This window comes from Pseudomonas sp. KH_040, assembly GCF_057839305.1.
Map to the genome: position 1 here is coordinate 1,523,992 of NZ_CM174487.1, position 21,930 is coordinate 1,545,921.

The window sequence follows — 21,930 nt, forward strand, 5'->3', positions numbered from 1 at the left end:
GCGGGGGGCGGTGGTGGGGATTCAATCGGCGGAAGCGGTTTTTGGGCGATTATCGAACGCAAGATTTGCTCGGGGTTTTGGGTGAATGGGAGGGCCTCATCGCTGGCAAGCCAGCTCCCACAGGTTTTTGTGTCGTTCACAATGTTGGGTACACCACAGAACATTGTGGGAGCTGGCTTGCCAGCGATGGGGCCAGCCCAGACACCACAACTTTCAGACAGGCAACAAAAAGCCCACCAATCGGTGGGCTCCTTGTGTTCACCTGATGATGATCAGAACAACTTCATCTTCGGTGCTTCTTCTTTCAGCGGTTCGTTCTGCGCGGTTTGTGCATTCCAGCCACCGCCCAATGCCTTGTACAGGTTGACCGCACTGGTCAGCTGCGCGAGGCGGTCGGTGATCAGCGCTTGTTGCGCGCTGAACAGCTGACGCTGGGCATCGAGGAAGGTCAGGTTGCTGTCGACACCGATGCGGTAGCGACGCTCGGCCAGGCGGTAGTAATCCTGGTTGGCCTGCACGAAGTCACGCTGCGCTTGCAGCTGTTCGGTGTAGGTCTGGCGGGCGGCGAGGCCGTCGGCGACTTCCTGGAAGGCCGTTTGAATGGATTTCTCGTAGTTCGCCACGCCAATGTCCTTCTGGATCTTGGCGTAGTCGAGGCTGGCGCGCAGGCTGCCGGCGTTGAAGATCGGCAGGTTGATCTGCGGCTGGAACAACCACGTCCCCGAACCACCCTTGAACAAACCGGACAGATCCGGGCTCAGGCTACCCGCGTTGGCGGTCAGGCTGATGCTCGGGAAGAACGCTGCACGGGCCGCGCCGATGTTGGCGTTGGCCGCTTTCAGGTTGTACTCGGCCTGCAGAATGTCCGGACGACGTTGCAGCAAGTCAGAAGGCAGCCCCGGCGGTACGTCGCTGAGCAGGTCATCCGCCAGCGGCTTGGCCGTTTGCAGATTGGCCGGGATACCGGTGCCGAGCAGCAGGGTCAGGCTGTTTTCGTCCTGGGCCACTTGGCGGGTGTAACGCGCCAGTTGTGCCCGGGCGTTCTCGACCGAGGTGCGCGACTGCGCCAGATCCAGCGCCGAAGCGACACCGACTTCGTTGCTGCGGCTGGTCAGCTTGTAGCTTTCTTCGAAGGCACCGAGGGTGTCTTGGGTCAGCTTGAGCAGTTCCTTGTCCGCTTGCCAGGTCAGGTAAGCGTTGGCGACGCTGGCGACCAGACTGATCTGGGTGCTGCGGCGTGCTTCTTCAGTGGCGAAGTATTGTTGCAGCGCTTGCTCGCTCAGGCTACGAACGCGACCGAACAGGTCGAGTTCATAAGCGCTGATGCCGACGGTGGCGGAATACGAACTGCTGATCATCGAGTCGCCAGTCGTCGACGCGCGAGCCGGCAGACGTTGACGGCTGCCGCTGGCATTGGCCGAAACCGCCGGGAACAGGTCGGCACGCTGGATGCGGTATTGAGCCGCGTAAGCATCGATGTTCAGCGCCGCGACACGCAGGTCGCGGTTGTTTTCCAGCGACACCTGAATCAGCTGTTGCAGCGCCGGGTCGTGGAAAAACTGCTTCCAGCCTTGCTCGGCAGCGGCCTGCGCCGGAGCCTGGGCCGGCGAGTACGCCGGCCCCTGCGGGTACTGACCTGCGACCGGAGCCTCAGGCTGCTGATAGTCAGGTATCAGCGAGCAACCGCTCAGCACGAAGGCGGCGACTGCGATGGAGAGTAGCGACTTGCTCATTGGCCAGCCTCTTTAGGAGTTTCAGTAGCCTCATCCTCGTCAGCGATTTTACGCTGGCCCAGGGACGAAACCGTAACGAAGAACAGTGGGACCCAGAAGATCGCCAGGATCGTGGCCGTGAGCATACCGCCAATCACGCCCGTACCGATCGCATGTTGACTGCCTGAACCGGCGCCGGTGGAGATCGCCAACGGTACAACACCGAGGACGAAGGCCAGCGAGGTCATGATGATCGGTCGCAGACGCATGCGGCAGGCTTCAATCGCCGCATCCCGCAGGCTGCGTCCCTGTTCATGCAGTTCCTTGGCGAACTCGACGATCAGAATGGCGTTTTTAGCTGCCAGACCGATGGTCGTCAACAGCCCCACCTGGAAGTACACGTCGTTGGACAGACCGCGCAGGCTGGTGGCCAGCAGCGCACCGATGATCCCCAGCGGCACCACGAGCATAACCGCGATCGGAATCGACCAGCTTTCGTACAGCGCCGCCAGACACAGGAACACCATCAGCAGCGACAGGGCGTACAGCGCCGGCGCTTGCGAGCCGGACAGACGTTCCTCATAAGACAGACCGGTCCAGGAAATACCGACACCCGCCGGCAGCTTCTTGGCAATCGCTTCGACTTCGGCCATCGCATCACCGGTGGAGTAACCCGGCGCCGGAGAACCGAGGATCTCCATCGCTTCTACACCGTTGTAACGCGCCAGTTTCGGCGATCCGTAGATCCACTCGCCCTTGGCGAACGCGGAGAACGGCACCATGGTCCCGGCGCTGTTGCGCACGTACCACTTCTTCAAGTCTTCAGGGCTCATGCGAGCACCGGCCTGACCTTGCACGTACACCTTCTTCACCCGACCACGGTCGATGAAGTCGTTGACGTAGCTACTACCGAAGGAGATCGACAGCGTGCTATTGATGTCGGCAATGCTCACGCCGAGGGCCTGGGCCTTCTGATCGTCGATTTCCAGGTGGTATTGCGGCTCGTCGTTCAGGCCGTTCGGACGCACCTGATAGAGCACCTTGCTCTGCGCTGCCAGACCGAGGAACTGGTTGCGCGCTTCCATCAGTTTTTCGTGACCGATACCGGCGCGGTCCTGCAGGAACACGTCGAAACCGGTGGCGTTACCCAATTCCAGTACCGCTGGCGGGGCGAAAGCAAACACCATCGCGTCGCGGAAGCTGAAGAAGTGTTGCTGCGCACGCTGGGCGAGGGCGAACACGCTGTTGCTCGCGTCACGCTCGTCCCACGGTTTGAGCATGATGAACGCCAGACCCGAGCTCTGACCGCGACCGGCGAAGTTGAAGCCGTTCACGGTGAACACCGAGGCGACCGCACCGGATTCTTTCTCCAGCAGGTAGGAACGCATTTCGTCGATCACGACTTGCGTACGTTCGGCACTGGAACCGGCCGGGGTTTGCACCTGGGCGAACAGTACGCCCTGGTCTTCTTCCGGCAGGAACGCGGTCGGAATACGGGTGAACAGCCAGATCATGCCAACAACGATCAGCAGATACGCCAGCAGATACGGGGCTTTGCGCGACAGCATGTTGCCAACGCCGCGCTCGTAGCTGCGAACGCCACGGTCGAAGTTACGGTTGAACCAGCCGAAGAAGCCTTTTTTCGGTGTGCCGTGCTCGCCTTTCGGAATCGCCTTGAGCATGGTTGCGCACAGCGCCGGGGTGAAGATCAGCGCGACCAGTACCGACAGGGCCATGGCCGAGACGATGGTGATCGAGAACTGCTTGTAGATCACACCGGTGGAACCGCTGAAGAACGCCATCGGCAACAGTACCGCCGACAGAACCAGAGCAATACCGACCAGTGCGCCCTGGATCTGGCCCATGGACTTCTTGGTCGCTTCCTTCGGTGACAAGCCTTCTTCGCTCATCACCCGCTCGACGTTTTCCACCACGACGATGGCGTCGTCCACCAGCAAGCCGATGGCCAGCACCATACCGAACATGGTCAGGGTGTTGATGCTGAAACCGAACGCCGCGAGGATGCCGAACGTACCGAGCAATACCACCGGCACGGTCATCGTGGTGATGACGGTGGCGCGGAAGTTCTGCAGGAACAGGAACATCACCAGGAACACCAGCACGATCGCTTCGACCAGGGTTTCAACCACACCTTTGATCGATTCGGTTACCACCGGGGTGGTGTCGTACGGGAACACCACTTCCATGCCTTGCGGGAAGAACGGCTTGAGTTCGTCAATCGTCTTGCGCAGGGCTTTGGCGGTGTCGAGGGCGTTGGCACCGTTGGCCAGTTTCACCGCCAGACCGGACGATGGCTTGCCGTTGAACTGTGCCGAGATGGTCGAGTTCTCACCGCCCAGACCGACATCGGCGACGTCGCCGACGCGCACTTGCGAGCCGTCCTGATTGACCTTGAGCAGAATCGCCTTGAACTGCTCGGCGGTCTGCAGACGGGTCTTGCCGATGATCGTCGCGTTCAGTTGCTGGCCTGGCAGCGCCGGCAAACCGCCGAGCTGACCGGACGACACCTGAACGTTCTGCGCCGAGATGGCGGAGCTGACGTCAGCCGGGGTCAGGTTGTACTTGTTCAACTTGGCCGGATCGAGCCAGATGCGCATCGCGTACTGGGCACCGAAGACCTGGAAGTCACCGACACCGGCGGTCCGCGAAATCGGATCCTGCATGTTCGACACGATGTAGTTGGACAGGTCGTCCTTGGTCATGCTGCCGTCACGCGATACCACGCCGATGACCAAGAGGAAGTTTTTCACTGCCTTGGTCACGCGGATACCTTGTTGCTGCACTTCCTGCGGCAACAGCGGGGTGGCCAGGTTCAGCTTGTTCTGAACCTGTACCTGCGCGGTGTCGGAGTTGGTGCCTTGCTCGAAGGTCGCGGTGATGGTCATGCTGCCGTCGGAGTTACTTTCCGAGGACACATAACGCAGGTTGTCGATACCGTTGAGCTGCTGCTCGATCACCTGGACCACGGTGTCCTGCACGGTTTGCGCCGAAGCACCCGGGTAGGTCACGGAGATCGCAATGGCCGGCGGCGCAATGCTCGGGTACTGGTTGATCGGCAGTTTCAGGATCGAAAGTGCCCCGACCAGCATGATCACCAGGGCAATTACCCAAGCGAAAATCGGACGGTCGATGAAGAATTTTGACATGGATTACTCCCCTTTGCCGCCGGCGGCTTTGTCAGCTGCCTGAGCGGGGGCCGGGTTCTTGTTGCCTACGTTAGTGGCTTCGGACGGGTTGACCTGAACACCTGGGCGCACGTACTGCAGGCCTTCGGTGATCAAGCGATCGCCGGCCTTCAGGCCGTCTTCGATCAGCCACTGGCTGCCGACAGTGCGGCTGGCCTTGAGCTGACGCAGTTCAACCTTGTTGTCGGGGCCGACGACCAGTGCGGTCGGAGTGCCTTTGAGGTCGCGGGTCACGCCTTGTTGCGGTGCCAGAATGGCGGCGGCGTTGACACCGGCCTGCAACTGGGCGCGGACGAACATGCCTGGCAGCAGGGTGTGATCCGGGTTCGGGAACACTGCACGCAGGGTCACCGAACCGGTAGTCGGGTCGACCGTGACTTCGGAGAATTCCAGCTTACCGTCGAGCTTGTACTGGCTGCCGTCTTCCAGGGTCAGTTTGACTGCTGCCGAGTTTTCGCCGGATTTTTGCAGACGACCGCTTTCCAGCTCACGGCGCAGTTCCAGCAGTTCAACCGAAGACTGGGTAACGTCAACGTAGATCGGGTCCAGTTGCTGGATCGTCGCCATTGCGTCGGCCTGACCATTGCTGACCAGTGCGCCTTCGGTGACCGAAGAACGACCGATGCGGCCGGAGATCGGCGCATAGACCTTGGTGTATTTCACGTTGATCTGCGCGCTCTGCAGCGACGCTTCCGATTCCATGCGGTTGGACACGGCCGTGTCGTATTCCTGACGGCTCACGGCCTGCTCGTCGACCAGTTGCTTGTAGCGGTCGGAGATCGACTTGGTCGAACGCAGGCTGGCTTCGGCGCTTTTCAGGGTCGCTTCATAGACCGCCGGATCGATCTGATACAGCTGTTGGCCGGCTTTGACATCGCCGCCTTCCTTGAACAGACGCTTGAGAATGATGCCGTTGACCTGCGGTCGAACTTCCGCAATACGGAACGCACTGGTGCGACCCGGCAGCTCGGAGGTGAGGGTAAAGGCTTGTGGTTGCAGGGTGACGACGCCGACCTGAGGCGGAGGAGCGGCCGGTGCCGCTTCTTCCTTTTTACATCCGCTGAGCAGCGATGCCAGGGCGACGGCAGTGACCAGAGCGGTAACAGCTGGCTTGAATTGCATGAAGATCCTCGGGTCAGGCGCGCAAAAAGCGCACAAGAAGTGTGTAAGGGTAAAAAAAGGATACCGGGTGGATAAGTAGCTTGCTAAGGAATATACTTACGTTCATGGTTGTTTGTAAATACCTTGGCGTCGTATCCACCCTGTTACAAAACTCGTCGCAAGGTTTGAAATTGTAGGCCGGGGAGCTGATCCGTGAGAGATCGCCCCCTCTTTATTCAGCGGATATTCAGCCATCCCTGAAACATCCTGTTTGAGGTTTTACTGTCATGGTCCGTCGTACCAAAGAGGAAGCTCAAGAAACCCGTAGCCAGATTCTGGAAGCGGCGGAGAAAGCCTTTTATGAAAGGGGCGTCGCTCGTACGACGTTGGCCGACATCGCGGCCTTGGCCGGGGTCACGCGCGGTGCCATTTACTGGCATTTCAGCAACAAGGCCGACCTGGTCCAGGCCATGCTGGATTCGCTGCGTGAGCCGCTGGATGAGTTGGCCAGGGCCAGCGAAAGCGAAGATGAACTCGATCCACTGGGCTGCATGCGCCAACTGCTGATTCATTTGTTTCATCAAGTTGCGCTGGACCCGAAAACCCGGCGTATCAACGAAATTCTGTTTCATAAGTGCGAGTTCACCGATGAAATGTGCGATTTGCGCCAGCAGCGCAGGGACGTCAGTCTCGATTGCAATGAGCGCATCGCGCTGACGTTGCGTAATGCGGTAAATCGCGGCCAATTGCCGGAAGATCTCGACACTGCCCGTGCGGCCATCAGCATTCACAGCTATATCGATGGCCTTCTGTATGGATGGCTTCTGGCGCCGGACAGCTTTGAGCTGCATGCCGAGGCCGAACGTTGGGTCGATACAGGGTTGGATATGCTGCGCCTGAGCCCCAGCCTGCGCAAATGAAACAAAATGCGTAATTGGCACAGCCTATGTCAATTGGCCTGCCTTTATATAGCTTCGCAGCGGGGGGAGTTTAAACGTAGCGAGCTACGCATTTTGTAGGGAATTTGTGTCTTCTGTGTGAATGAGTGTGAGCCGCTTGCCCTCACCCTAGCCCTCTCCCAGAGGTAGAGGGGACTGACCGAGGTGTTCTTTCGAGATACGCCGACCTGAGATATCAGGTCGAACTCCAGATTTGAAAAGCACACAGATCGGCTCCCTCTCCCTCTGGAGAGGGCTGGGCGGGCGGCGTTCCGATGAGGGGCTACGTACTCAGCCGCGCAATCGCTCTCCCGGCGAACACAAAAAAAGCCCCCGACTCTCACAAGTCGGGGGCTTTCGCGTTTCTGCGTGTTGCCTATTACAGCGTCGGATAGTCGATATAACCAACCGGACCCTTGGCATAGAAGAGCTCTGGACGCGCATCATTCAACGGCGCATCCGCCTTCAAGCGCGCCGGCAGATCCGGGTTGGCAATGAACGGCACACCAAACGCCACGGCATCAGCCTTGCCGCTGGCCAGCCACTCATTAGCGCTGTCCTTGGTGAAGCGTTCGTTGGCGATGTACGTGCCGCCAAAGGCTTCTTTCAGTTGCGGGCCGAGGCTGTCGGCGCCTTCTTTCTCACGGGAGCAGATGAACGCGATGCCGCGTTTGCCCAGCTCACGAGCCACGTAAGTGAAGGTTTCTGCCAGGTTGTCGTCGCCCATGTCATGGGAGTCGGCGCGCGGTGCCAGGTGCACACCGACACGGCCGGCGCCCCAGACTTCGATCGCGGCGTCAGTCACTTCCAGCAGCAGGCGTGCACGGTTTTCCAGCGAGCCGCCGTAGTTGTCGGTGCGCTGGTTGGTGCTGCTTTGCAGGAATTGGTCGAGCAGGTAACCGTTGGCGCCGTGGATTTCCACGCCGTCGAAACCGGCGGCCTTGGCGTTTTCGGCACCGGTGCGGTAGGCGTCGACAATGTCGGCAATTTCAGCGGTTTCCAGGGCACGCGGGGTTGGGTAGTCGGCCAGTGGGCGCACCAGGCTGACGTGACCTTTCGGCTGGATCGCGCTCGGTGCCACCGGTGCTTCACCGTTGAGGTACGACGGGTGCGAGACGCGACCGACGTGCCACAGTTGCAGGAAGATCTTGCCGCCAGCGCCGTGAATGGCTTTGGTCACGTTGGCCCAGCCGCGCACTTGATCGTTGGACCAGATGCCCGGGGTGTCCGGGTAGCCAACGCCCATCGGCGTCACCGACGTGGCTTCGCTGAGGATCAGGCCAGCGGAAGCACGCTGTACATAGTATTCAGCCATCAGCGCGTTCGGCACACGGCCTTCGTCGGCGCGGCAGCGAGTCAACGGGGCCATGATGATGCGGTTGGCCAGTTCGATGTCGCCCAGTTTGATCGGATCAAAAATAGTTGCCATGTCTACAACCCTCGTAGGTGAAAGTTAATCAGTTGGTAGCAGGGGCCAGATCGGCATTGCCGTTCTGACGGAAAGTAATCAGGGTCACCAGCAGAGCGAGCACGGCCAGCGCGGCGGCTGCGAGTGGCACGCTGGTCAGGCCGTAGCCGTGAGCGATGACACTGCCGCCGACCCAGGCGCCGAGGGCGTTGCCGACGTTGAAGGCGCCGATGTTCAGGGTCGAGACCAGATTCGGTGCGGCTTTGCCGAAGGTCACCACGTTGACTTGCAGCGCCGGTACGGCGGCAAAACACGCGGTGGCCCAGAGGAACAGGGTGATTTCGGTGGGGATCAGCGCGACGCTGGTCCAGGTCAGTACGGTCGAGACCACGGCCATGGCGATGAACACGCCGATCAGCGTCGCGGCCATGCCCTTGTCGGCGAGTTTGCCGCCGATGATGTTGCCGACAGTCAGGCCCAGGCCGATCAGCATCAGCGTCCAGGTCACGCCACGCGGCGACACACCGGTGACTTCGCCGAGCAGCGGGGCAACGTAGGTGAACAGGGTGAAGACGGACGCGGCGAACAGCGCGGTCATGCTCAGCGACAGCCAGATCCCGGCCCCTTTGAGGGCGGCGAGTTCGGCGCGCATGTCGAGCTTCTCTTCGTCACGTTTGGCCGGCAGGAAACGGATCAGGCCGATCAGTGCGATCACGCCGATAACGGTCACTGCCCAGAAAGTCGAGCGCCAGCCGTATTGCTGACCCAGCGCGGTGCCCAGCGGTACACCGAGGACGTTGGCCAGGGTCAGGCCGGTGAACATCAACGCCACTGCCGAAGCGCGTTTATTCGCTGGCACCAGATTGGCCGCGACGACAGAACCGATGCCGAAGAACGCACCGTGGCACAGCGCAGTGATCACCCGGGCGAACATCAGCACGTTGTAATCACTGGCAATCGCACAGAGCAGGTTGCCGACAATAAAGATGCCCATCAACGCCACCAGTGCTGCTTTACGCGGCAGTTTGGCGGTAGCCATTGCCATGAATGGCGCACCGATGGCCACGCCGAGGGCGTATCCGGTCACCAGCCAACCGGCGCCGGGAATCGACACACCGAGGTCAGCCGCCACATTGGGCAGCAGGCCCATGATGACGAATTCGGTGGTGCCGATGGCGAAGGCGCTCAAGGCGAGGATGAGGAGCGAGAGGGGCATGCAGGTTTCCTTGTCGGCTGGCTGACGTTAAGGGTCAGAGCTCTTTACTGAGGGTGCTGAGGAACGCCTGGATCACGTCCTCGTTTCGTTTGAAAAAGTGCCATTGACCGGCCTTCTGGCTGCTGATCAGACCGGCGCGTTGCAACGTCGCGAGGTGTGCAGAAACGGTCGACTGCGACAAACCGCAGCGCTGATCGATCTGCCCGGCGCAGATGCCGTACTCGTGGTTGTGCAACTGTTCCGGAAATTCGTTCTTCGGGTCTTTCAGCCAGTTGAGGATGTCTCGCCGTACTGGGTGCGCCAGGGCTTTTATTATTTCGTCGAGGTCGAGGTTCATGGCAGGGTGCTCACAATGTGTACAACGCTATATCGCGATGTGGCGAAATATAAATCGTTAGATCGCGATACACCAATATGATTTTGATCTGACGCCAGCATAAATTGGTATATCGCGTTATAACGATACATGGGTGTATGGCTTATGGGCCGCAGTGCTAAGCTGCGCCCATGAACTATCTCGCACATTTACACCTCGGTGGCCAGCGCCCCGGGCAACTGCTCGGCAGTCTGTATGGCGACTTCGTCAAAGGCCGGCTGCAAGGGCAGTTTGCGCCCGAGGTCGAGGCGGCCATTCAATTGCATCGACGGATCGATGTATTCACCGATCGCCATCCGCTGGTGGATATCGCCCTGGGGCGGTTTTCCGACACGCGCCGGCGTTATGCCGGGATTGTGCTCGATGTGTTTTTCGATCATTGCCTGGCGCGGGACTGGCGGCTGTATGCCGATCAGCCGCTGGAGGTTTTCACCGCTGACGTTTATCGGGTTCTGACCCGCGAGCGGCAACTGCCCGAGCGACTGGCGAAGATTGCCCCGCACATGGTCGCCAATGACTGGCTGGGTTCGTATCAGGAATTTGAAGTGCTGGAGCAGGTGTTGCGCGGGATCTCGCGGCGACTGAGCCGGCCGGAGGAACTGGCGGGGGCGATGCAGGAATTGCGGCGGTTGTATGAGCCGCTCAGTGAAGACTTCCGGCTCTTCTACCCGCAACTCCAGGACTTCGCCCAATCCCCACCAACACCCTGAATCCCTGTGGGAGCTGGCTTGCCAGCGATGGCGTCAGCACATTCAACATTCGTGTCGGCTGGTCTACCGCTATCGCTGGCAAGCCAGCTCCCACAGGGGCCAAGGCGATTTCAGGATTTGTATTTCAGGCAGCGATTGCCGGACGCATTGGGGATTGTAGGGTTTCCGGAATTGCGCCAAACAACGCCTTCTGCACCGCCTGCTGCGCTTCAAACGCCAGCGCAGCACGCTCTCGTCCCTGACAGGCCATCGGCTTGAGCAAGTGCACTTCAACATCGCCGCAATCATTGCTGAACAGGCGCATCAGGTGCGAGAGCAGATCATCATCACCAATGAACGGCGCCAGCGAGTCGATTTCGCCGTCACGCAGATAACGAATCGCCACCGGTTGCAGCATCACCTCGGAATCAATCGCCGCCGCCAGCAAGCGACCATGAAAGGTGCGCAGCGAACGGCCATCGGTGGTGGTGCCTTCCGGAAACATCAGCAACGCATGCTCGGTTTGCAGATGACGGGTCATCTGCTTGCGGATCAACTGGCTGTCGCCCGAACCGCGACGGATGAACAGGCTGCCAGCCTTCGCCGCGAGCCAACCGGCCACCGGCCAGGTGCGCACTTCGGCCTTGGACAGAAACGACAGCGGCGTGAGCATGCCGAGCAGCGGAATGTCGGTCCACGACACATGATTGCTGACCCACAGCATCGGCTGCTTCGGCAGCTCACCGTGCACCGTCACCCGAAAGGGCAGGGCGTTGCTCAGGCGCGCCATGAAGAAGCGCGACCAGCGCTGACGCCGCTCCATCGAATGCGCCAGGCCAATGCGTTCAAACACGCCAAAGACGCTGGCCATGGTCAACCCCAGCGCCACCACCAGCAGCACCCGCGCGATCCGCGCGTATACGCGCAACCGGCTCATCACACAGCCGCCTTGAAGTGCTTGGCGTAGCGCGGGCAGAGTTCGTCGCGTTTGAGCAGGATAAACACGTCGGCGACCTGGAAGTCTTCATCCCAGCACGGTTCGCCACAGATCTTCGCGCCCAGGCGCATATAGGCCTTGAGCAGTGGCGGCATTTCCGCGATCACGTTCGATGGAATATCCAGCGTCGGCAGCGGATTTTTCGGCTCGGCGCGCAGGTGTTCGGTGCACAGATAACGTTCGCGCAGGCGCTGCATGATCGCGTGGGCCTGGATGCCGCCGTCCTGCATGGGGATGCTCGCGCAACCCATCAGATAGCTGTAGCCGCCCTGATTCAGCACTTCGGCCAACTCGCCCCACAACACCGCAATGGTGCCGCCGTTGCGGTACGCCGGGTCGACGCAGGTGCGGCCGATTTCGAGGATCGGGCCTTGCAGATGGGCGAGGCCGTGCAGGCTGAATTCTTCTTCGCTGTAGAACTTGCCGAGGCTGCTGGCGGCGGTGTGATCAAGCAAACGCGTGGTCGCGACCAAACGGCCGGTGTTCAGATCACGCACGCCGATGTGGCTGCAGTGAACATCATAATCATCCATGTCCAGACCCAGCTCCGCGCCTTTCAATTTGGCGTTGAACTCGCCGCTGAAGACGTTGAAGCGCAGGGCCTGGGCTTGCTGCAAGGCCTCGGCGCCGATCAGGCGTTCGGCTTGCAGGCGGCGTTCATTGCCGGTGTCGCTGATGCGGGCGATCTGAGTCATGTGAATCTCCGTACGGGCCTTTAACCCGTCGTGGGTTGCAGCCGATCGACTTTCTTTATGCAGCCGTGTTGTGCAAAGTCAGGCTATGTAGCCCCGGTGTCATCGCCATGAACCTTTGGTGATGCTTATATGACAGCCCACAAGGAGCCTCTTATGCCCTGGCCAGATCTGCTGCACAGCCGTGACCGATTGCCCGCCGTTGCTGACCTGGCCGAGGGTTTTGCGACGTTGTTGCAGCAACTGGGCAACGTCACGCCGTTCGAATTGGCGGTCGCGGGCGGGCGGCGGATGGCGACGCCGGGGCTGGCGTTTCTGGTCGGTTATCAAGCGGCCTTGCGCATGTTGTGGCCGAGTGCGCCGCTGAGCCTTGGTGCGTTGTGTGCGACCGAACAGCGCAGTCTGCGTCCGTCTAACATGCACACGCGGCTGAGCGATTTGCGCCTGAGTGGGCGCAAGGATTTCGTTACGGCCGGCGATGCGGCGGACTGGTTGCTGATCGCTGCGCGCAGTGAAGCACCCGGTGAAACGCCGCGCTTGAGTCTGGCGGTGGTGTATCCCGGCGAGCCCGGTGTGACGGTAGAGAAACTGCCGGCGCTGCCATTGATGCCGGACATCAGCCATGGTCGGCTGCAGCTTGATAACGCGTTGTGCGAGTTGTTGGCCGGCGATGGTTGGGACGCTTACGTCAAACCGTTCCGCACCCTGGAGGACGTTTATGTGCTGAGCGCGATGACCGCGTGGCTGTATGGCGTCGGGCAGGACAGTGACTGGCCGCAAGCGCTGCAATTGCGTTTGCTGGCGCTGTTGGCCGGGTGTGCCGAGGCGAGCCGGCAACCGCCGAACAATCCCGTCGGGCATGTGTTGCTGGGTGGGTTGTTTGCGCAGTTTGCGGCGCTGGAGGGGGAGGTGAGTCAGGCCTTGGCTGACGGGCCGGTAGAATGGGCGCAGATGTGGCAGCGCGATCAAGGGGTGATGCAGTTGGCCGCAGGGGCCAGGGCCAAGCGCTTGGCCAAGGCTTTGGTGGCGGGCTGAAGGGCCTCATCGCGAGCAGGCGAAGGCCTACAGTTGATCGAGTTTCGTCAGTTGAAATGCGAGCCCCTGTAGGCCTTCGCCTGCTCGCGATAGCAATCTAAATAACACCGCATACTTGTCATAAACCCCGACTAGTCTCAGCAGGTTCTTTCCATGAGCCCCCACCATGTGCAAAGGCCTGTCGCTGTTTCTGCTGCTGATCACCTTCACCGTTCACGCCGAACAATGGCCGGGTGAAGAATGGCCAACCGGCCCGAAGGTCACCGATACAGAGGCGCTGGATCATTACGCCTTCCCGCCCCGCGATGACAGCACCCGCCAAGGCATCCGCACCGACGCGCTGCTGATCATCTGCGACGGCCAGATCATCTACGAACGCTACGCCGGCCCGACCACAGCACAAACCCCGCACCTGACCTGGTCGATCAGCAAAAGCCTGATGGCCAGCGTGCTCGGTGTGGCCTACGGCGAGGGCCTGTTCAAACTCGACGATCCGGCCGCGAAGTTTTACCCGTTACTGACCAAATACCCGGCGATAAAAATCGCCGATCTGCTGCACTGGGCCTCTGGTATCGATTGGCAGGAAGACTACGAATACGCCCCGCTGAAATCCTCGGTGGTGGCGATGCTCTATACCCGTGGTCATCGCGACATGGCTGCGTTTACCGCCGATCACGATGCCTACGCCGAACCGGGGCAGGCCTTCCGCTATTCCAGTGGCGACAGCAATCTCTTGGCGGCAGCGTTGAAAACGATCGTCGGCCCGCAGCGTTATGCGGATTATCCGTGGGAGGCGTTGTTCGAGCCGTTGGGCATTCGCCACGCCGTTTGGGAGACCGATGCCAGCGGCACGTTTGTCGCGTCGTCTTACGCTTACCTGACGGCAAGGGATCTGGCGCGCGTCGGGCTGTTGATGGCCCGTGACGGGCGCTGGAACGATCGGCAATTGCTGCCCAAGGATTGGGTCGACTTCAATCGGCAGCCCTTCGCCGGTTACAAGGCTCATCAGGACGAAGCGGTGCCCGGCGGACAATGGTGGCTCAATCGTCCGGCCGATGGCGCCTTGTCACCGTGGCCCGATGCACCGCCCGACACCTTCGCCGCGCTTGGCCATTGGGGCCAGGCGCTGTACGTAATCCCCAGCGCCAACCTGGTGATCGTGCGCTACGCCGATGACCGCGACGGCAGTTATCGACACAACGAATTGCTCAAACGCGTGCTGAAGGCGGTGCGGCCATGAAGCGCTTTTTGCTGTTGCTGCTGGTTTTGCTGCTCGGCTGGGTCGTCTACGAGCGCGAAAATCTGTGGGCCTTCCCCGACATCATCAGCGCGTACACCGCCAAGGAATATTGTTCGTGCCGCTATGTGATGAATAACGACGCGCAATACTGCCGTGGCTACGTAAAGCAGTGGCTGCCGACCAGCGGTTTCACCGATGACCCTGCCAGCAAAACCATCACGGTCAGCGGCATGGGCCGCAGCCACCGCGCCCAGTGGTTGAGCGAACGCTTGGGCTGCCGCCTGAACCCCTGAAAACCCGCAATCCTCCTGTGAACAGAGGCCCCTGTGGGAGCTGGCTTGCCAGCGATTGCGTCGGCACAGGCAATATTTGTGTGACTGATACACCGCCATCGCTGGCAAGCCAGCTCCCACAGGGATTTTCATCAATTGATAGATTTGCGGCGACCGAGTTTGCAATAACGGCATAGGCGGTTAAGGTTCGTGCAGGTTTATCGGCCCCACGAGTGTTCAATGTTCAACCGCTCCCTCTGTGCAACCCTGTCCAGCCTGCTGCTCGCTGCCGTTGCGCTGCCGGCGCAGGCCAATTGGTATCTGGACGGCGAGTCGTCGCGGCTGTCGTTCGTCAGCACGAAAAACGCCAATGTTTCCGAAGTGCAGCGCTTTCTGGTGCTGCACGGCAAGGTCGACCCCAATGGGCGCGCCGAAGTCGAAGTCGAGCTGGATTCGATCAACAGCGGCATCCCGCTGCGCGATGAGCGCATGCGCAAGGAGCTGTTCCAGATCGAGCAATTTCCAGAAGCGACCATCACCACGCAGATTGATTTGCGCCCGATCAACGATCTGGCCCCCGGTGCGCAGCTGGAATTGCGCCTGCCACTCACCGTCAATTTGCACGGCAAACAACACGAATATCCCGCCGAACTGCTGGCGACGCGTCTCGATGATCGTCGTTTTCAAGTGGTCACCCTCGAGCCGCTGGTGATCAACGCCGAGGATTTCGACCTCGTGCCGGGGCTGGAAAGCCTGCGCAAACTCGCCGATCTGTCGGCGATCAGTCTGTCGGTGCCGGTGGGTGCGGTGCTGATCTTCACGGCGCGCTGACATGCGCGGCGCGGTGTTCCCGTGGCGGGATGGCAACCGGTTCGAACTGTTGATCGACGGCCCGCATTTCTTTCCGCGCATGCTCGAGCAGATTGCTGGTGCGCAGGAGCAGATCGAACTCGAACTGTATCTGGTCGAGGCCGGCGCCTGCGCCGAAACCATCGTGCAAGCGCTGGTGCTGGCGGCCGAACGTGGCGTGCGTGTGCGGTGCCTGTTCGATGATTACGGCAGCCTGGCGTTTACGCTCAATCTGCGTCAGCGCCTGACACACGCTGGAGTCGAACTACGTTTCTACAATCGCCTGAGCTGGCGGCGCTGGATCGGTAATTTCTATCGTGATCACCGTAAATTGCTGCTGGTCGATCAGCGTCTGGCCGTGGTCGGCGGTACTGGCGTCACTGACGAGTTCTGGACGCCGGGGCACGACACCAGCGAATGGCACGAAGTGATGGTCGAGATCAGCGGTCCGTTGGTGATCGACTGGCAATTGTTGTTTGATCGCCAGTGGATCGCCAACCGCTATCGCCGCGCCTGGCGCCCGGCCGCGCATTTTGGCTTGCCGCGATTACCGCGCGTACCGGACAAGGGCGAAGGCATGGGCCGTGTGGCGTATGCCGATGCCCGCCAGCATCGTGACATTCTGCAGTCGCTGTTCCGCGCTTTGAACAGTGGGCAAAAACGCATCTGGATGGCCACACCGTACTTCCTGCCAACCTGGAAAATTCGCCGCTCCCTGCGCAAGGCGGCGGCGCGCGGTGTCGATGTGCGTTTGCTGTTGACCGGGCCGCGCACCGATCACCCGTCGGTGCGTTACGCCGGGCATCGCTACTACCCACGACTGCTCAAGGCCGGGGTGCGGATCTTCGAGTACCAGCCGTGTTTTCTGCATTTGAAAATGGTGCTGGTGGACGATTGGGTGAGCATTGGTTCGTGCAACTTCGACCACTGGAACCTGCGCTTCAATCTGGAGGCGAATCTGGAGGCGCTGGATCCGTCGTTGACGGCAGCGGTAGAGGCGAGTTTTGTGAAGGATTTCGGGCTGAGCCAGCAGGTGAGTCTGGAGGAGTGGCAGCGCCGGCCGTTGTGGCGGCGGGTCAAGCAGCGGGTGTGGGGCTGGGTGGATCGGGTGGTGGTCAATCTGCTGGATCGCCGGGGATAGTTGCTACACCAAAAAAACACTGTGGGAGCTGGCTTGCCAGCGATGGCGGAGTATCAGTCAACAGAGATGTTGAATGTGCCGGCCTCATCGCTGGCAAGCCAGCTCCCACAGGTTTATGTGTTGCCTGAAAAATTACAGAAGTTCAAAGCTCTGCTGCGTCACGTCCTGGGAATCCAGGCCGATCTGCACGTTGAACTTGCCAGGCTCTGCCGCATATTTGAGCTGGGCGTTATAGAACTTCAGGTCATCCTCGCTGATGGTGAAGTGCACGACTTTCTGTTCACCGGCCTTGAGCATGATTTTCTGGAAGTTCTTCAGTTCTTTCACCGGGCGGATCATCGAGCCGGTGACATCCTGGATGTACAACTGCACCACGGTTTCGCCGTCGCGCTTGCCGGTGTTTTTCACCATGACGCTGGCGTCGAGCTTGCCGGTGGCGTTCAGGGTGGTCGACGACAGCGCCATGTCGCTCAGGGCGAATTGCGTGTAGCTCAGGCCATACCCGAACGGGAACAGCGGGCCAGTCGTGTCATCGAAATACTGCGAGGTGTAGTTGCCCGGTTTGCCCGGCGTGAACGGCCGGCCAATACTCAGGTGGTTGTAGTAAGTCGGGATCTGGCCCACGGAGCGCGGGAAAGTCACCGGCAGTTTGCCCGACGGGTTGTAGTCGCCGAACAGCACGTCGGCGATGGCGTTGCCGCCCTCGGTGCCGCTGAACCAGGTTTCCAGAATCGCGTCAGCCGACTGGTTCTCTTCGAGAATGGTCAACGGGCGGCCGTTCATCAGCACCAATACCAGCGGTTTGCCGGTGGCTTTCAGCGCGCGGATCAGCTCGCGCTGGGTTTCCGGGATGTTCAGGTCGGTGCGGCTGGAGGATTCGTGAGACATGCCACGGGATTCACCTACCGCTGCAACGATCACGTCAGCATCCTTGGCAGCTTTCACTGCTTCGTCGATCAGCACGTTGGCCGGGCGCGGATCGTCGACCACTTCCGGCGCATCGAAGTTGAGGAAGTTCAGGTAGTCGAGGACCTTCTTGTCGCTGGTGATGTTGGCGCCACGGGCGTAGATCAGGTTCGACTTGTTGCCGATCACCGAACTCATGCCATCGAACAGCGTCACCGATTGCGCAGGGCGCCCGGCGGCCGCCCAACTGCCCATCATGTCGATCGGGGCTTTGGCCAACGGGCCGACCAGCGCGACTTTCGCGTCTTTCTTTAGCGGCAGGGTTTCGTTCTGGTTCTTCAGCAGCACCATGCTGCGACGCGCCACTTCGCGGGCCTCGGCGCGGTGCAGACGGCTCTCGGCGTAGGTGTCGGCCGGATCATCTTCAGCCTTGCCGATGCGCAGGTACGGGTCCTTGAACAGGCCCATGTCGTACTTGGCCGCGAGCACTTCACGCACGGCGTTGTCGATGTCTTTCTGTTCGATCTCACCGGACTTGAGCAGCCCCGGCAGCTCTTTGCCGTAGAGGGTGTCGTTCATGCTCATGTCGATGCCGGCCTTGATCGCCAGCTTCGCCGCTTCACGACCGTCGCGGGCCACGCCGTGCTTGATCAGTTCGAAGATCGCACCGTGGTCGCTGACCGCCAGGCCTTTAAAGCCCCAGTCCTTGCGCAGCAGATCATTCATCAGCCAGGTGTTGGCGGTGGCCGGAATACCGTTGATCGAGTTCAACGCAACCATCACGCCACCGGCGCCAGCATCGATCGCAGCGCGGTACGGCGGCAGGTAATCCTGGTACATCTTCACCGGACTCATGTCGACGGTGTTGTAGTCGCGACCGCCCTCGACCGCGCCGTACAGGGCGAAGTGCTTGACGCTGGCCATGATGCTGTCGGCCGCACTCGGGGTGGCGCCCTGATAGGCGCGCACCATCACGCCGGCGATGCGCGAGGTCAGGTAGGTGTCTTCACCGAAACCTTCGGAGCTACGGCCCCAGCGCGGGTCGCGGGAGATGTCGACCATCGGCGCGAAGGTAATGTCGAGGCTGTCGGCGGCTGCTTCTTTGGCAGCAACACGTCCGGACTGGCCGATGGCGTCCATGTCCCAGCTCGAGGCGAGGGCCAGCGGAATCGGGAAAATCGTACGGTGACCGTGGATCACGTCGTACGCGAAAAACATCGGAATCTTCAGGCGGCTGCGCATCGCAGCGTCCTGCATCGGTCGGTTTTCCGGGCGGGTGATCGAGTTGAACGTACCGCCGATATTGCCGGCAGCGATCTCTTTGCGGATCAGCTCGCGGGGCATTTCCGGGCCGATGCTGATCAGGCGCAACTGGCCGATCTTTTCATCGAGGGTCATCTGGTTCATCAGGTTGCTGATGAACGCATCCTTGTTTTCCAGGGGTACCGGGGTCGTGGCGGCCAATACTTGATGACTGGCCAGGCTGACGAACAGACCCAGCAAACACAGCTTCTTCATGAATAGTTTTCTCAAGGGCCCAAGCGGCGATGCAACGCCGGCCAGCCAAAATTTAGGGAGCGACTATTGTTGTTCGGGTACAGGCTCAAAGAAACAGAGCCAAAAACGGCAGCCGACACTTGGCCGCATGATCACGCAGGGCACTTTTTAGCCCATTGCCCCGTCGTAATCCAGCGACGCGGCCGATTATGCCCCAAGAGCCCGCTGAGAATGTTTCGCGCTCGGTTTTTATAATGATATGTGCCAAGGAGCATCACCGCGATGAATGTAAGCCCAACCAATCGCTCACGTTTGCAGGTCGCCACACTGCTGGTGCTGGCCACGCTGTTGACCGCGTGCGGCATCAACAATATCCCGACCCTCGACGAACAGACCAAAGCCGCATGGGGCCAGGTGCAGAACCAGTACCAGCGCCGTGCCGACCTGATCCCCAATCTGGTGGAGACGGTCAAGGGTTACGCCAAGCATGAAGAGGAAACTCTCACGGCAGTGATTGAGGCGCGGGCGAAAGCCACGTCGATTCAGGTCGACGCCAGCACTCTCGACAATCCCGAGAAGCTCAAGCAGTTCCAGCAGGCGCAGGATCAACTGAGCGGCGCATTGAGTCGCCTGATGGTGGTTTCCGAGCGTTATCCGGACCTGAAAGCCAACCAGAACTTCCTCGCCCTGCAATCGCAACTGGAAGGTACGGAAAACCGCATTGCCGTGGCGCGCCGCGATTTCATTCTGGCGGTGCAGAAATACAACACCGAGATCCGCACCTTTCCCGGTCGCCTCTGGCACAGCGTGATGTACAGCGATCTGCCGATCCGCGAAACCTTCGAAGCCACCACGCCCGGCGCGGAAAAGGCCCCGGAAGTGAAATTCTGATTCGAGGTTGTCCATGCGCGTGTTGAAAATGGGCCTGGTGTTGGTGCTGTGGGTATTAGCCTTCAGCGCCCACGCCGAGTTGACGTTCCCGACGCTGAGCGGGCGGGTGGTGGACGAAGCGCAGATGCTCGAGCCATCGGTGCGTGCGCAACTGAGCCAGCAGTTGCAGGCCCACGAGCAGGCGACCGGCGAGCAGTTAGTCGTGGTCACGCTGCCGGATCTGCAAGGCACGACCATTGAGGACTTCGGCGTTCAACTCGGTCGACATTGGGCCATCGGTCAGAAGGACAAGAACAACGGCGCGCTGCTGATCGTTGCCCGTGACGAGCGCAAACTGCGCATCGAAGTCGGTTATGGCCTCGAAGACCGGCTGACCGACGCGCAGACTTCAGTGATCATTCATCAAGTCATCACTCCTGCATTCAAAAGCGGCAACTTCAGCAAAGGCATCAGCGACGGCGTAGCGGCGATGCTGGTGGTGCTCGGTGGTAATCCGCTGGATGAGCCATCGACGGTTTATGAGTCCAGTGGTGATCCGTCCGATGATTTCATCTCGCGGCACCCGGGATTGTTCGTGTTTTTGGTGATGTTGTTCATCCTGACGGTGTTTGTCTGCCAGATGCTCGGTATCCTGCCTGCCGGCCGGGGTGGCTCCGGAGGAGGGGGCGGCTTCGGCGGTGGTGGCGGCTTCGGCGGTGGTGGCGGTTTTGGCGGCGGCGGTGGAGGCGGGGGCTTCAGCGGCGGCGGGGGCAGTTTCGGCGGCGGTGGTTCGTCCGGCGGCTGGTGAAATCAGAAGAATAATGAGCAGGCACTTTTCAACATGGCATTACTGACCGAACACGAACAACGCAAAGTCGCCGAGGCGATTGCCCGGGTCGAGCGCGACACCGACGCCGAACTGGTAACGGTGCTCGCGGCGCGCGCTGATGACTACGCGTACATCCCGCTGCTGTGGGCGAGCCTGTTGGCGCTGGTGGTGCCGGGCGTCGTGCACTACCTGACCGGCTGGCTGACCCTGCGCAGTCTGCTGCTGGTGCAATGGGGCGCGTTTATCGTGCTGTGCCTGCTGTTTCGTTTGCCGAAAATCACCACCCATCTGATTCCCCGCCGCGTACGGCACTGGCGCGCGTCGAACCTGGCGCGGCGGCAGTTTCTCGAGCAGAACCTGCACCACACTGTGGGCAGCACGGGAATGCTGATTTTTGTGTGTGAGGCGGAGCGGTATGTGGAGATTCTGGTGGATGAGGGGATTTCCAAACGGCTCGATAATAAATCCTGGGATGCGATTGTCGCGGCGTTTACCGAGCAGGTCAGGCAGGGGCGCACGCTGGAAGGGTTTGTGACGTGTATCGAGGCGTGTGGGGAGTTGCTGAAAGTACATGTGCCGGTGACGCAGGTGAGGAATGAGTTGCCGAATCGGTTGGTGGTGTTGGGCTGAAGTACTTTTTTCCTGTTTTAGATCCAAACCCTCATCGGAACGCCGCCCGCCCAGCCCTCCCGAAACGTCGGACCGCCCAGAGGGAGAGGGGGCCGACCGAGGTGTCTTGCGCTCGACATCGACCTGAAAAACCGTGTCGATTATGGATTCAAGGCAAATCGTTCAAGTCGGTGTATCTCGTCAATATCCCCCAATCAGTCCCCTCTACCTCTGGGAGAGGGCTAGGGTGAGGGCCGCTTTTAAAACCGTTGGGTAAATAAGAGCGTGTCCCCAACCCCCATCCCCCCTAAAATACCCGCCATTCCCGATTTCGCCCGTCCGAGGCC

General features: G+C 60.4%; 19 protein-coding genes. 10 read left to right on the plus strand and 9 right to left on the minus strand.

The annotated features are described in order from the left end of the window. Positions 1–272: 272 nt before the first annotated feature. The 3 genes from emhC to AC3IUF_RS06830 are packed head-to-tail and all read right to left on the minus strand — an operon-like array spanning position 273 to position 6,040. On the minus strand, positions 273–1,733 hold the full coding sequence (emhC, locus tag AC3IUF_RS06820; protein ID WP_007917089.1) for an efflux RND transporter outer membrane subunit EmhC: 1,461 nt from the start codon (positions 1,731–1,733) through the stop codon (positions 273–275). Then, entirely contained in the window at positions 1,730–4,879 is a 3,150-nt protein-coding gene (gene emhB, locus AC3IUF_RS06825; RefSeq protein WP_007917083.1) for an efflux RND transporter permease subunit EmhB, read from the minus strand. The genes emhC and emhB overlap by 4 nt, the downstream gene beginning before the upstream one ends. A 3-nt stretch (positions 4,880–4,882) precedes the next feature. Beyond that, a complete protein-coding gene (locus tag AC3IUF_RS06830) occupies positions 4,883–6,040 on the minus strand; it encodes an efflux RND transporter periplasmic adaptor subunit (protein WP_007917081.1) in 1,158 nt (385 codons plus the stop codon). Positions 6,041–6,306: 266 nt separating this feature from the next. On the opposite strand from AC3IUF_RS06830, the gene emhR reads away from it, so the two are divergent. Beyond that, positions 6,307–6,939 carry an efflux system transcriptional repressor EmhR gene (gene emhR / locus AC3IUF_RS06835; protein WP_007917080.1) on the plus strand — a complete coding sequence of 211 codons (633 nt, stop codon included), beginning with the start codon at positions 6,307–6,309 and terminating at the stop codon, positions 6,937–6,939. Between the two features lie 397 nt (positions 6,940–7,336). Here the strand turns inward: emhR and AC3IUF_RS06840 are convergent, their stop codons facing one another. The 3 genes from AC3IUF_RS06840 to AC3IUF_RS06850 are packed head-to-tail and all read right to left on the minus strand — an operon-like array spanning position 7,337 to position 9,918. Continuing rightward, complete coding sequence (locus AC3IUF_RS06840; protein ID WP_489280751.1) at positions 7,337–8,386, minus strand: alkene reductase; 1,050 nt, start codon at positions 8,384–8,386, stop codon at positions 7,337–7,339. A gap of 28 nt (positions 8,387–8,414) precedes the next feature. After that, complete coding sequence (locus AC3IUF_RS06845; RefSeq protein ID WP_007917078.1) at positions 8,415–9,581, minus strand: MFS transporter; 1,167 nt, start codon at positions 9,579–9,581, stop codon at positions 8,415–8,417. A 34-nt stretch (positions 9,582–9,615) separates the two neighbouring features. Then, the gene (locus AC3IUF_RS06850) at positions 9,616–9,918 is read right to left on the minus strand and encodes an ArsR/SmtB family transcription factor (protein WP_007917068.1); all 303 of its coding nucleotides are present in this window, start codon (positions 9,916–9,918) and stop codon (positions 9,616–9,618) included. A 170-nt stretch (positions 9,919–10,088) separates the two neighbouring features. On the opposite strand from AC3IUF_RS06850, the gene AC3IUF_RS06855 reads away from it, so the two are divergent. Beyond that, a complete protein-coding gene (locus tag AC3IUF_RS06855) occupies positions 10,089–10,667 on the plus strand; it encodes an acyl carrier protein phosphodiesterase (protein ID WP_007917067.1) in 579 nt (192 codons plus the stop codon). Positions 10,668–10,791: 124 nt separating this feature from the next. Here AC3IUF_RS06855 and AC3IUF_RS06860 read toward each other — a convergent pair whose 3' ends face one another. Further along, the gene (locus tag AC3IUF_RS06860; protein ID WP_489280753.1) at positions 10,792–11,583 is read right to left on the minus strand and encodes a lysophospholipid acyltransferase family protein; all 792 of its coding nucleotides are present in this window, start codon (positions 11,581–11,583) and stop codon (positions 10,792–10,794) included. Next, a complete protein-coding gene (gene olsB / locus AC3IUF_RS06865; RefSeq protein ID WP_007916280.1) occupies positions 11,583–12,338 on the minus strand; it encodes an L-ornithine N(alpha)-acyltransferase in 756 nt (251 codons plus the stop codon). Before olsB ends, AC3IUF_RS06860 begins: the two co-directional genes overlap by 1 nt. A 153-nt stretch (positions 12,339–12,491) precedes the next feature. Here olsB and AC3IUF_RS06870 point away from each other — a divergent pair, with 153 nt between their 5' ends. From AC3IUF_RS06870 to AC3IUF_RS06890, 5 genes are all read left to right on the plus strand, one after another. Beyond that, complete coding sequence (locus AC3IUF_RS06870) at positions 12,492–13,370, plus strand: acyl-CoA dehydrogenase middle domain-containing protein (protein ID WP_489280754.1); 879 nt, start codon at positions 12,492–12,494, stop codon at positions 13,368–13,370. A 166-nt stretch (positions 13,371–13,536) separates the two neighbouring features. Then, positions 13,537–14,610: a serine hydrolase domain-containing protein gene (locus AC3IUF_RS06875; RefSeq protein ID WP_489280755.1), complete on the plus strand. Its 1,074-nt coding sequence runs from the start codon at positions 13,537–13,539 to the stop codon at positions 14,608–14,610. Next, entirely contained in the window at positions 14,607–14,903 is a 297-nt protein-coding gene (locus tag AC3IUF_RS06880; RefSeq protein WP_414893905.1) for an amidase, read from the plus strand. The genes AC3IUF_RS06875 and AC3IUF_RS06880 overlap by 4 nt, the downstream gene beginning before the upstream one ends. 219 nt (positions 14,904–15,122) lie before the next feature. Next, entirely contained in the window at positions 15,123–15,713 is a 591-nt protein-coding gene (locus tag AC3IUF_RS06885; RefSeq protein WP_007916295.1) for a YceI family protein, read from the plus strand. A gap of 1 nt (position 15,714) precedes the next feature. After that, positions 15,715–16,872 (plus strand): phospholipase D-like domain-containing protein, encoded by a 1,158-nt coding sequence (locus tag AC3IUF_RS06890; protein WP_489280757.1) that lies wholly within the window; start codon positions 15,715–15,717, stop codon positions 16,870–16,872. Positions 16,873–17,004: 132 nt separating this feature from the next. Here AC3IUF_RS06890 and bglX read toward each other — a convergent pair whose 3' ends face one another. After that, positions 17,005–19,296: a beta-glucosidase BglX gene (gene bglX / locus AC3IUF_RS06895; protein WP_095113824.1), complete on the minus strand. Its 2,292-nt coding sequence runs from the start codon at positions 19,294–19,296 to the stop codon at positions 17,005–17,007. A gap of 261 nt (positions 19,297–19,557) precedes the next feature. Here bglX and AC3IUF_RS06900 point away from each other — a divergent pair, with 261 nt between their 5' ends. The 3 genes from AC3IUF_RS06900 to AC3IUF_RS06910 are packed head-to-tail and all read left to right on the plus strand — an operon-like array spanning position 19,558 to position 21,604. Continuing rightward, positions 19,558–20,166 carry a LemA family protein gene (locus tag AC3IUF_RS06900; RefSeq protein ID WP_489280758.1) on the plus strand — a complete coding sequence of 203 codons (609 nt, stop codon included), beginning with the start codon at positions 19,558–19,560 and terminating at the stop codon, positions 20,164–20,166. 13 nt (positions 20,167–20,179) lie between these two features. Then, positions 20,180–20,953: a TPM domain-containing protein gene (locus AC3IUF_RS06905; protein ID WP_489280760.1), complete on the plus strand. Its 774-nt coding sequence runs from the start codon at positions 20,180–20,182 to the stop codon at positions 20,951–20,953. Between the two features lie 33 nt (positions 20,954–20,986). Next, entirely contained in the window at positions 20,987–21,604 is a 618-nt protein-coding gene (locus AC3IUF_RS06910) for a TPM domain-containing protein (protein WP_007916305.1), read from the plus strand. Positions 21,605–21,930 lie beyond the last annotated feature (326 nt).

Coding starts and splice junctions, on each gene's coding strand:
- emhC (WP_007917089.1), bottom strand. CDS start 1,733: ATGAGCAAGTCGCTACTCTCCATCGCAGTCGCCGCCTTCGTGCTGAGC.
- emhB (WP_007917083.1), bottom strand. CDS start 4,879: ATGTCAAAATTCTTCATCGACCGTCCGATTTTCGCTTGGGTAATTGCC.
- AC3IUF_RS06830 (WP_007917081.1), bottom strand. CDS start 6,040: ATGCAATTCAAGCCAGCTGTTACCGCTCTGGTCACTGCCGTCGCCCTG.
- emhR (WP_007917080.1), top strand. CDS start 6,307: ATGGTCCGTCGTACCAAAGAGGAAGCTCAAGAAACCCGTAGCCAGATT.
- AC3IUF_RS06840 (WP_489280751.1), bottom strand. CDS start 8,386: ATGGCAACTATTTTTGATCCGATCAAACTGGGCGACATCGAACTGGCC.
- AC3IUF_RS06845 (WP_007917078.1), bottom strand. CDS start 9,581: ATGCCCCTCTCGCTCCTCATCCTCGCCTTGAGCGCCTTCGCCATCGGC.
- AC3IUF_RS06850 (WP_007917068.1), bottom strand. CDS start 9,918: ATGAACCTCGACCTCGACGAAATAATAAAAGCCCTGGCGCACCCAGTA.
- AC3IUF_RS06855 (WP_007917067.1), top strand. CDS start 10,089: ATGAACTATCTCGCACATTTACACCTCGGTGGCCAGCGCCCCGGGCAA.
- AC3IUF_RS06860 (WP_489280753.1), bottom strand. CDS start 11,583: ATGAGCCGGTTGCGCGTATACGCGCGGATCGCGCGGGTGCTGCTGGTG.
- olsB (WP_007916280.1), bottom strand. CDS start 12,338: ATGACTCAGATCGCCCGCATCAGCGACACCGGCAATGAACGCCGCCTG.
- AC3IUF_RS06870 (WP_489280754.1), top strand. CDS start 12,492: ATGCCCTGGCCAGATCTGCTGCACAGCCGTGACCGATTGCCCGCCGTT.
- AC3IUF_RS06875 (WP_489280755.1), top strand. CDS start 13,537: ATGTGCAAAGGCCTGTCGCTGTTTCTGCTGCTGATCACCTTCACCGTT.
- AC3IUF_RS06880 (WP_414893905.1), top strand. CDS start 14,607: ATGAAGCGCTTTTTGCTGTTGCTGCTGGTTTTGCTGCTCGGCTGGGTC.
- AC3IUF_RS06885 (WP_007916295.1), top strand. CDS start 15,123: ATGTTCAACCGCTCCCTCTGTGCAACCCTGTCCAGCCTGCTGCTCGCT.
- AC3IUF_RS06890 (WP_489280757.1), top strand. CDS start 15,715: ATGCGCGGCGCGGTGTTCCCGTGGCGGGATGGCAACCGGTTCGAACTG.
- bglX (WP_095113824.1), bottom strand. CDS start 19,296: ATGAAGAAGCTGTGTTTGCTGGGTCTGTTCGTCAGCCTGGCCAGTCAT.
- AC3IUF_RS06900 (WP_489280758.1), top strand. CDS start 19,558: ATGAATGTAAGCCCAACCAATCGCTCACGTTTGCAGGTCGCCACACTG.
- AC3IUF_RS06905 (WP_489280760.1), top strand. CDS start 20,180: ATGCGCGTGTTGAAAATGGGCCTGGTGTTGGTGCTGTGGGTATTAGCC.
- AC3IUF_RS06910 (WP_007916305.1), top strand. CDS start 20,987: ATGGCATTACTGACCGAACACGAACAACGCAAAGTCGCCGAGGCGATT.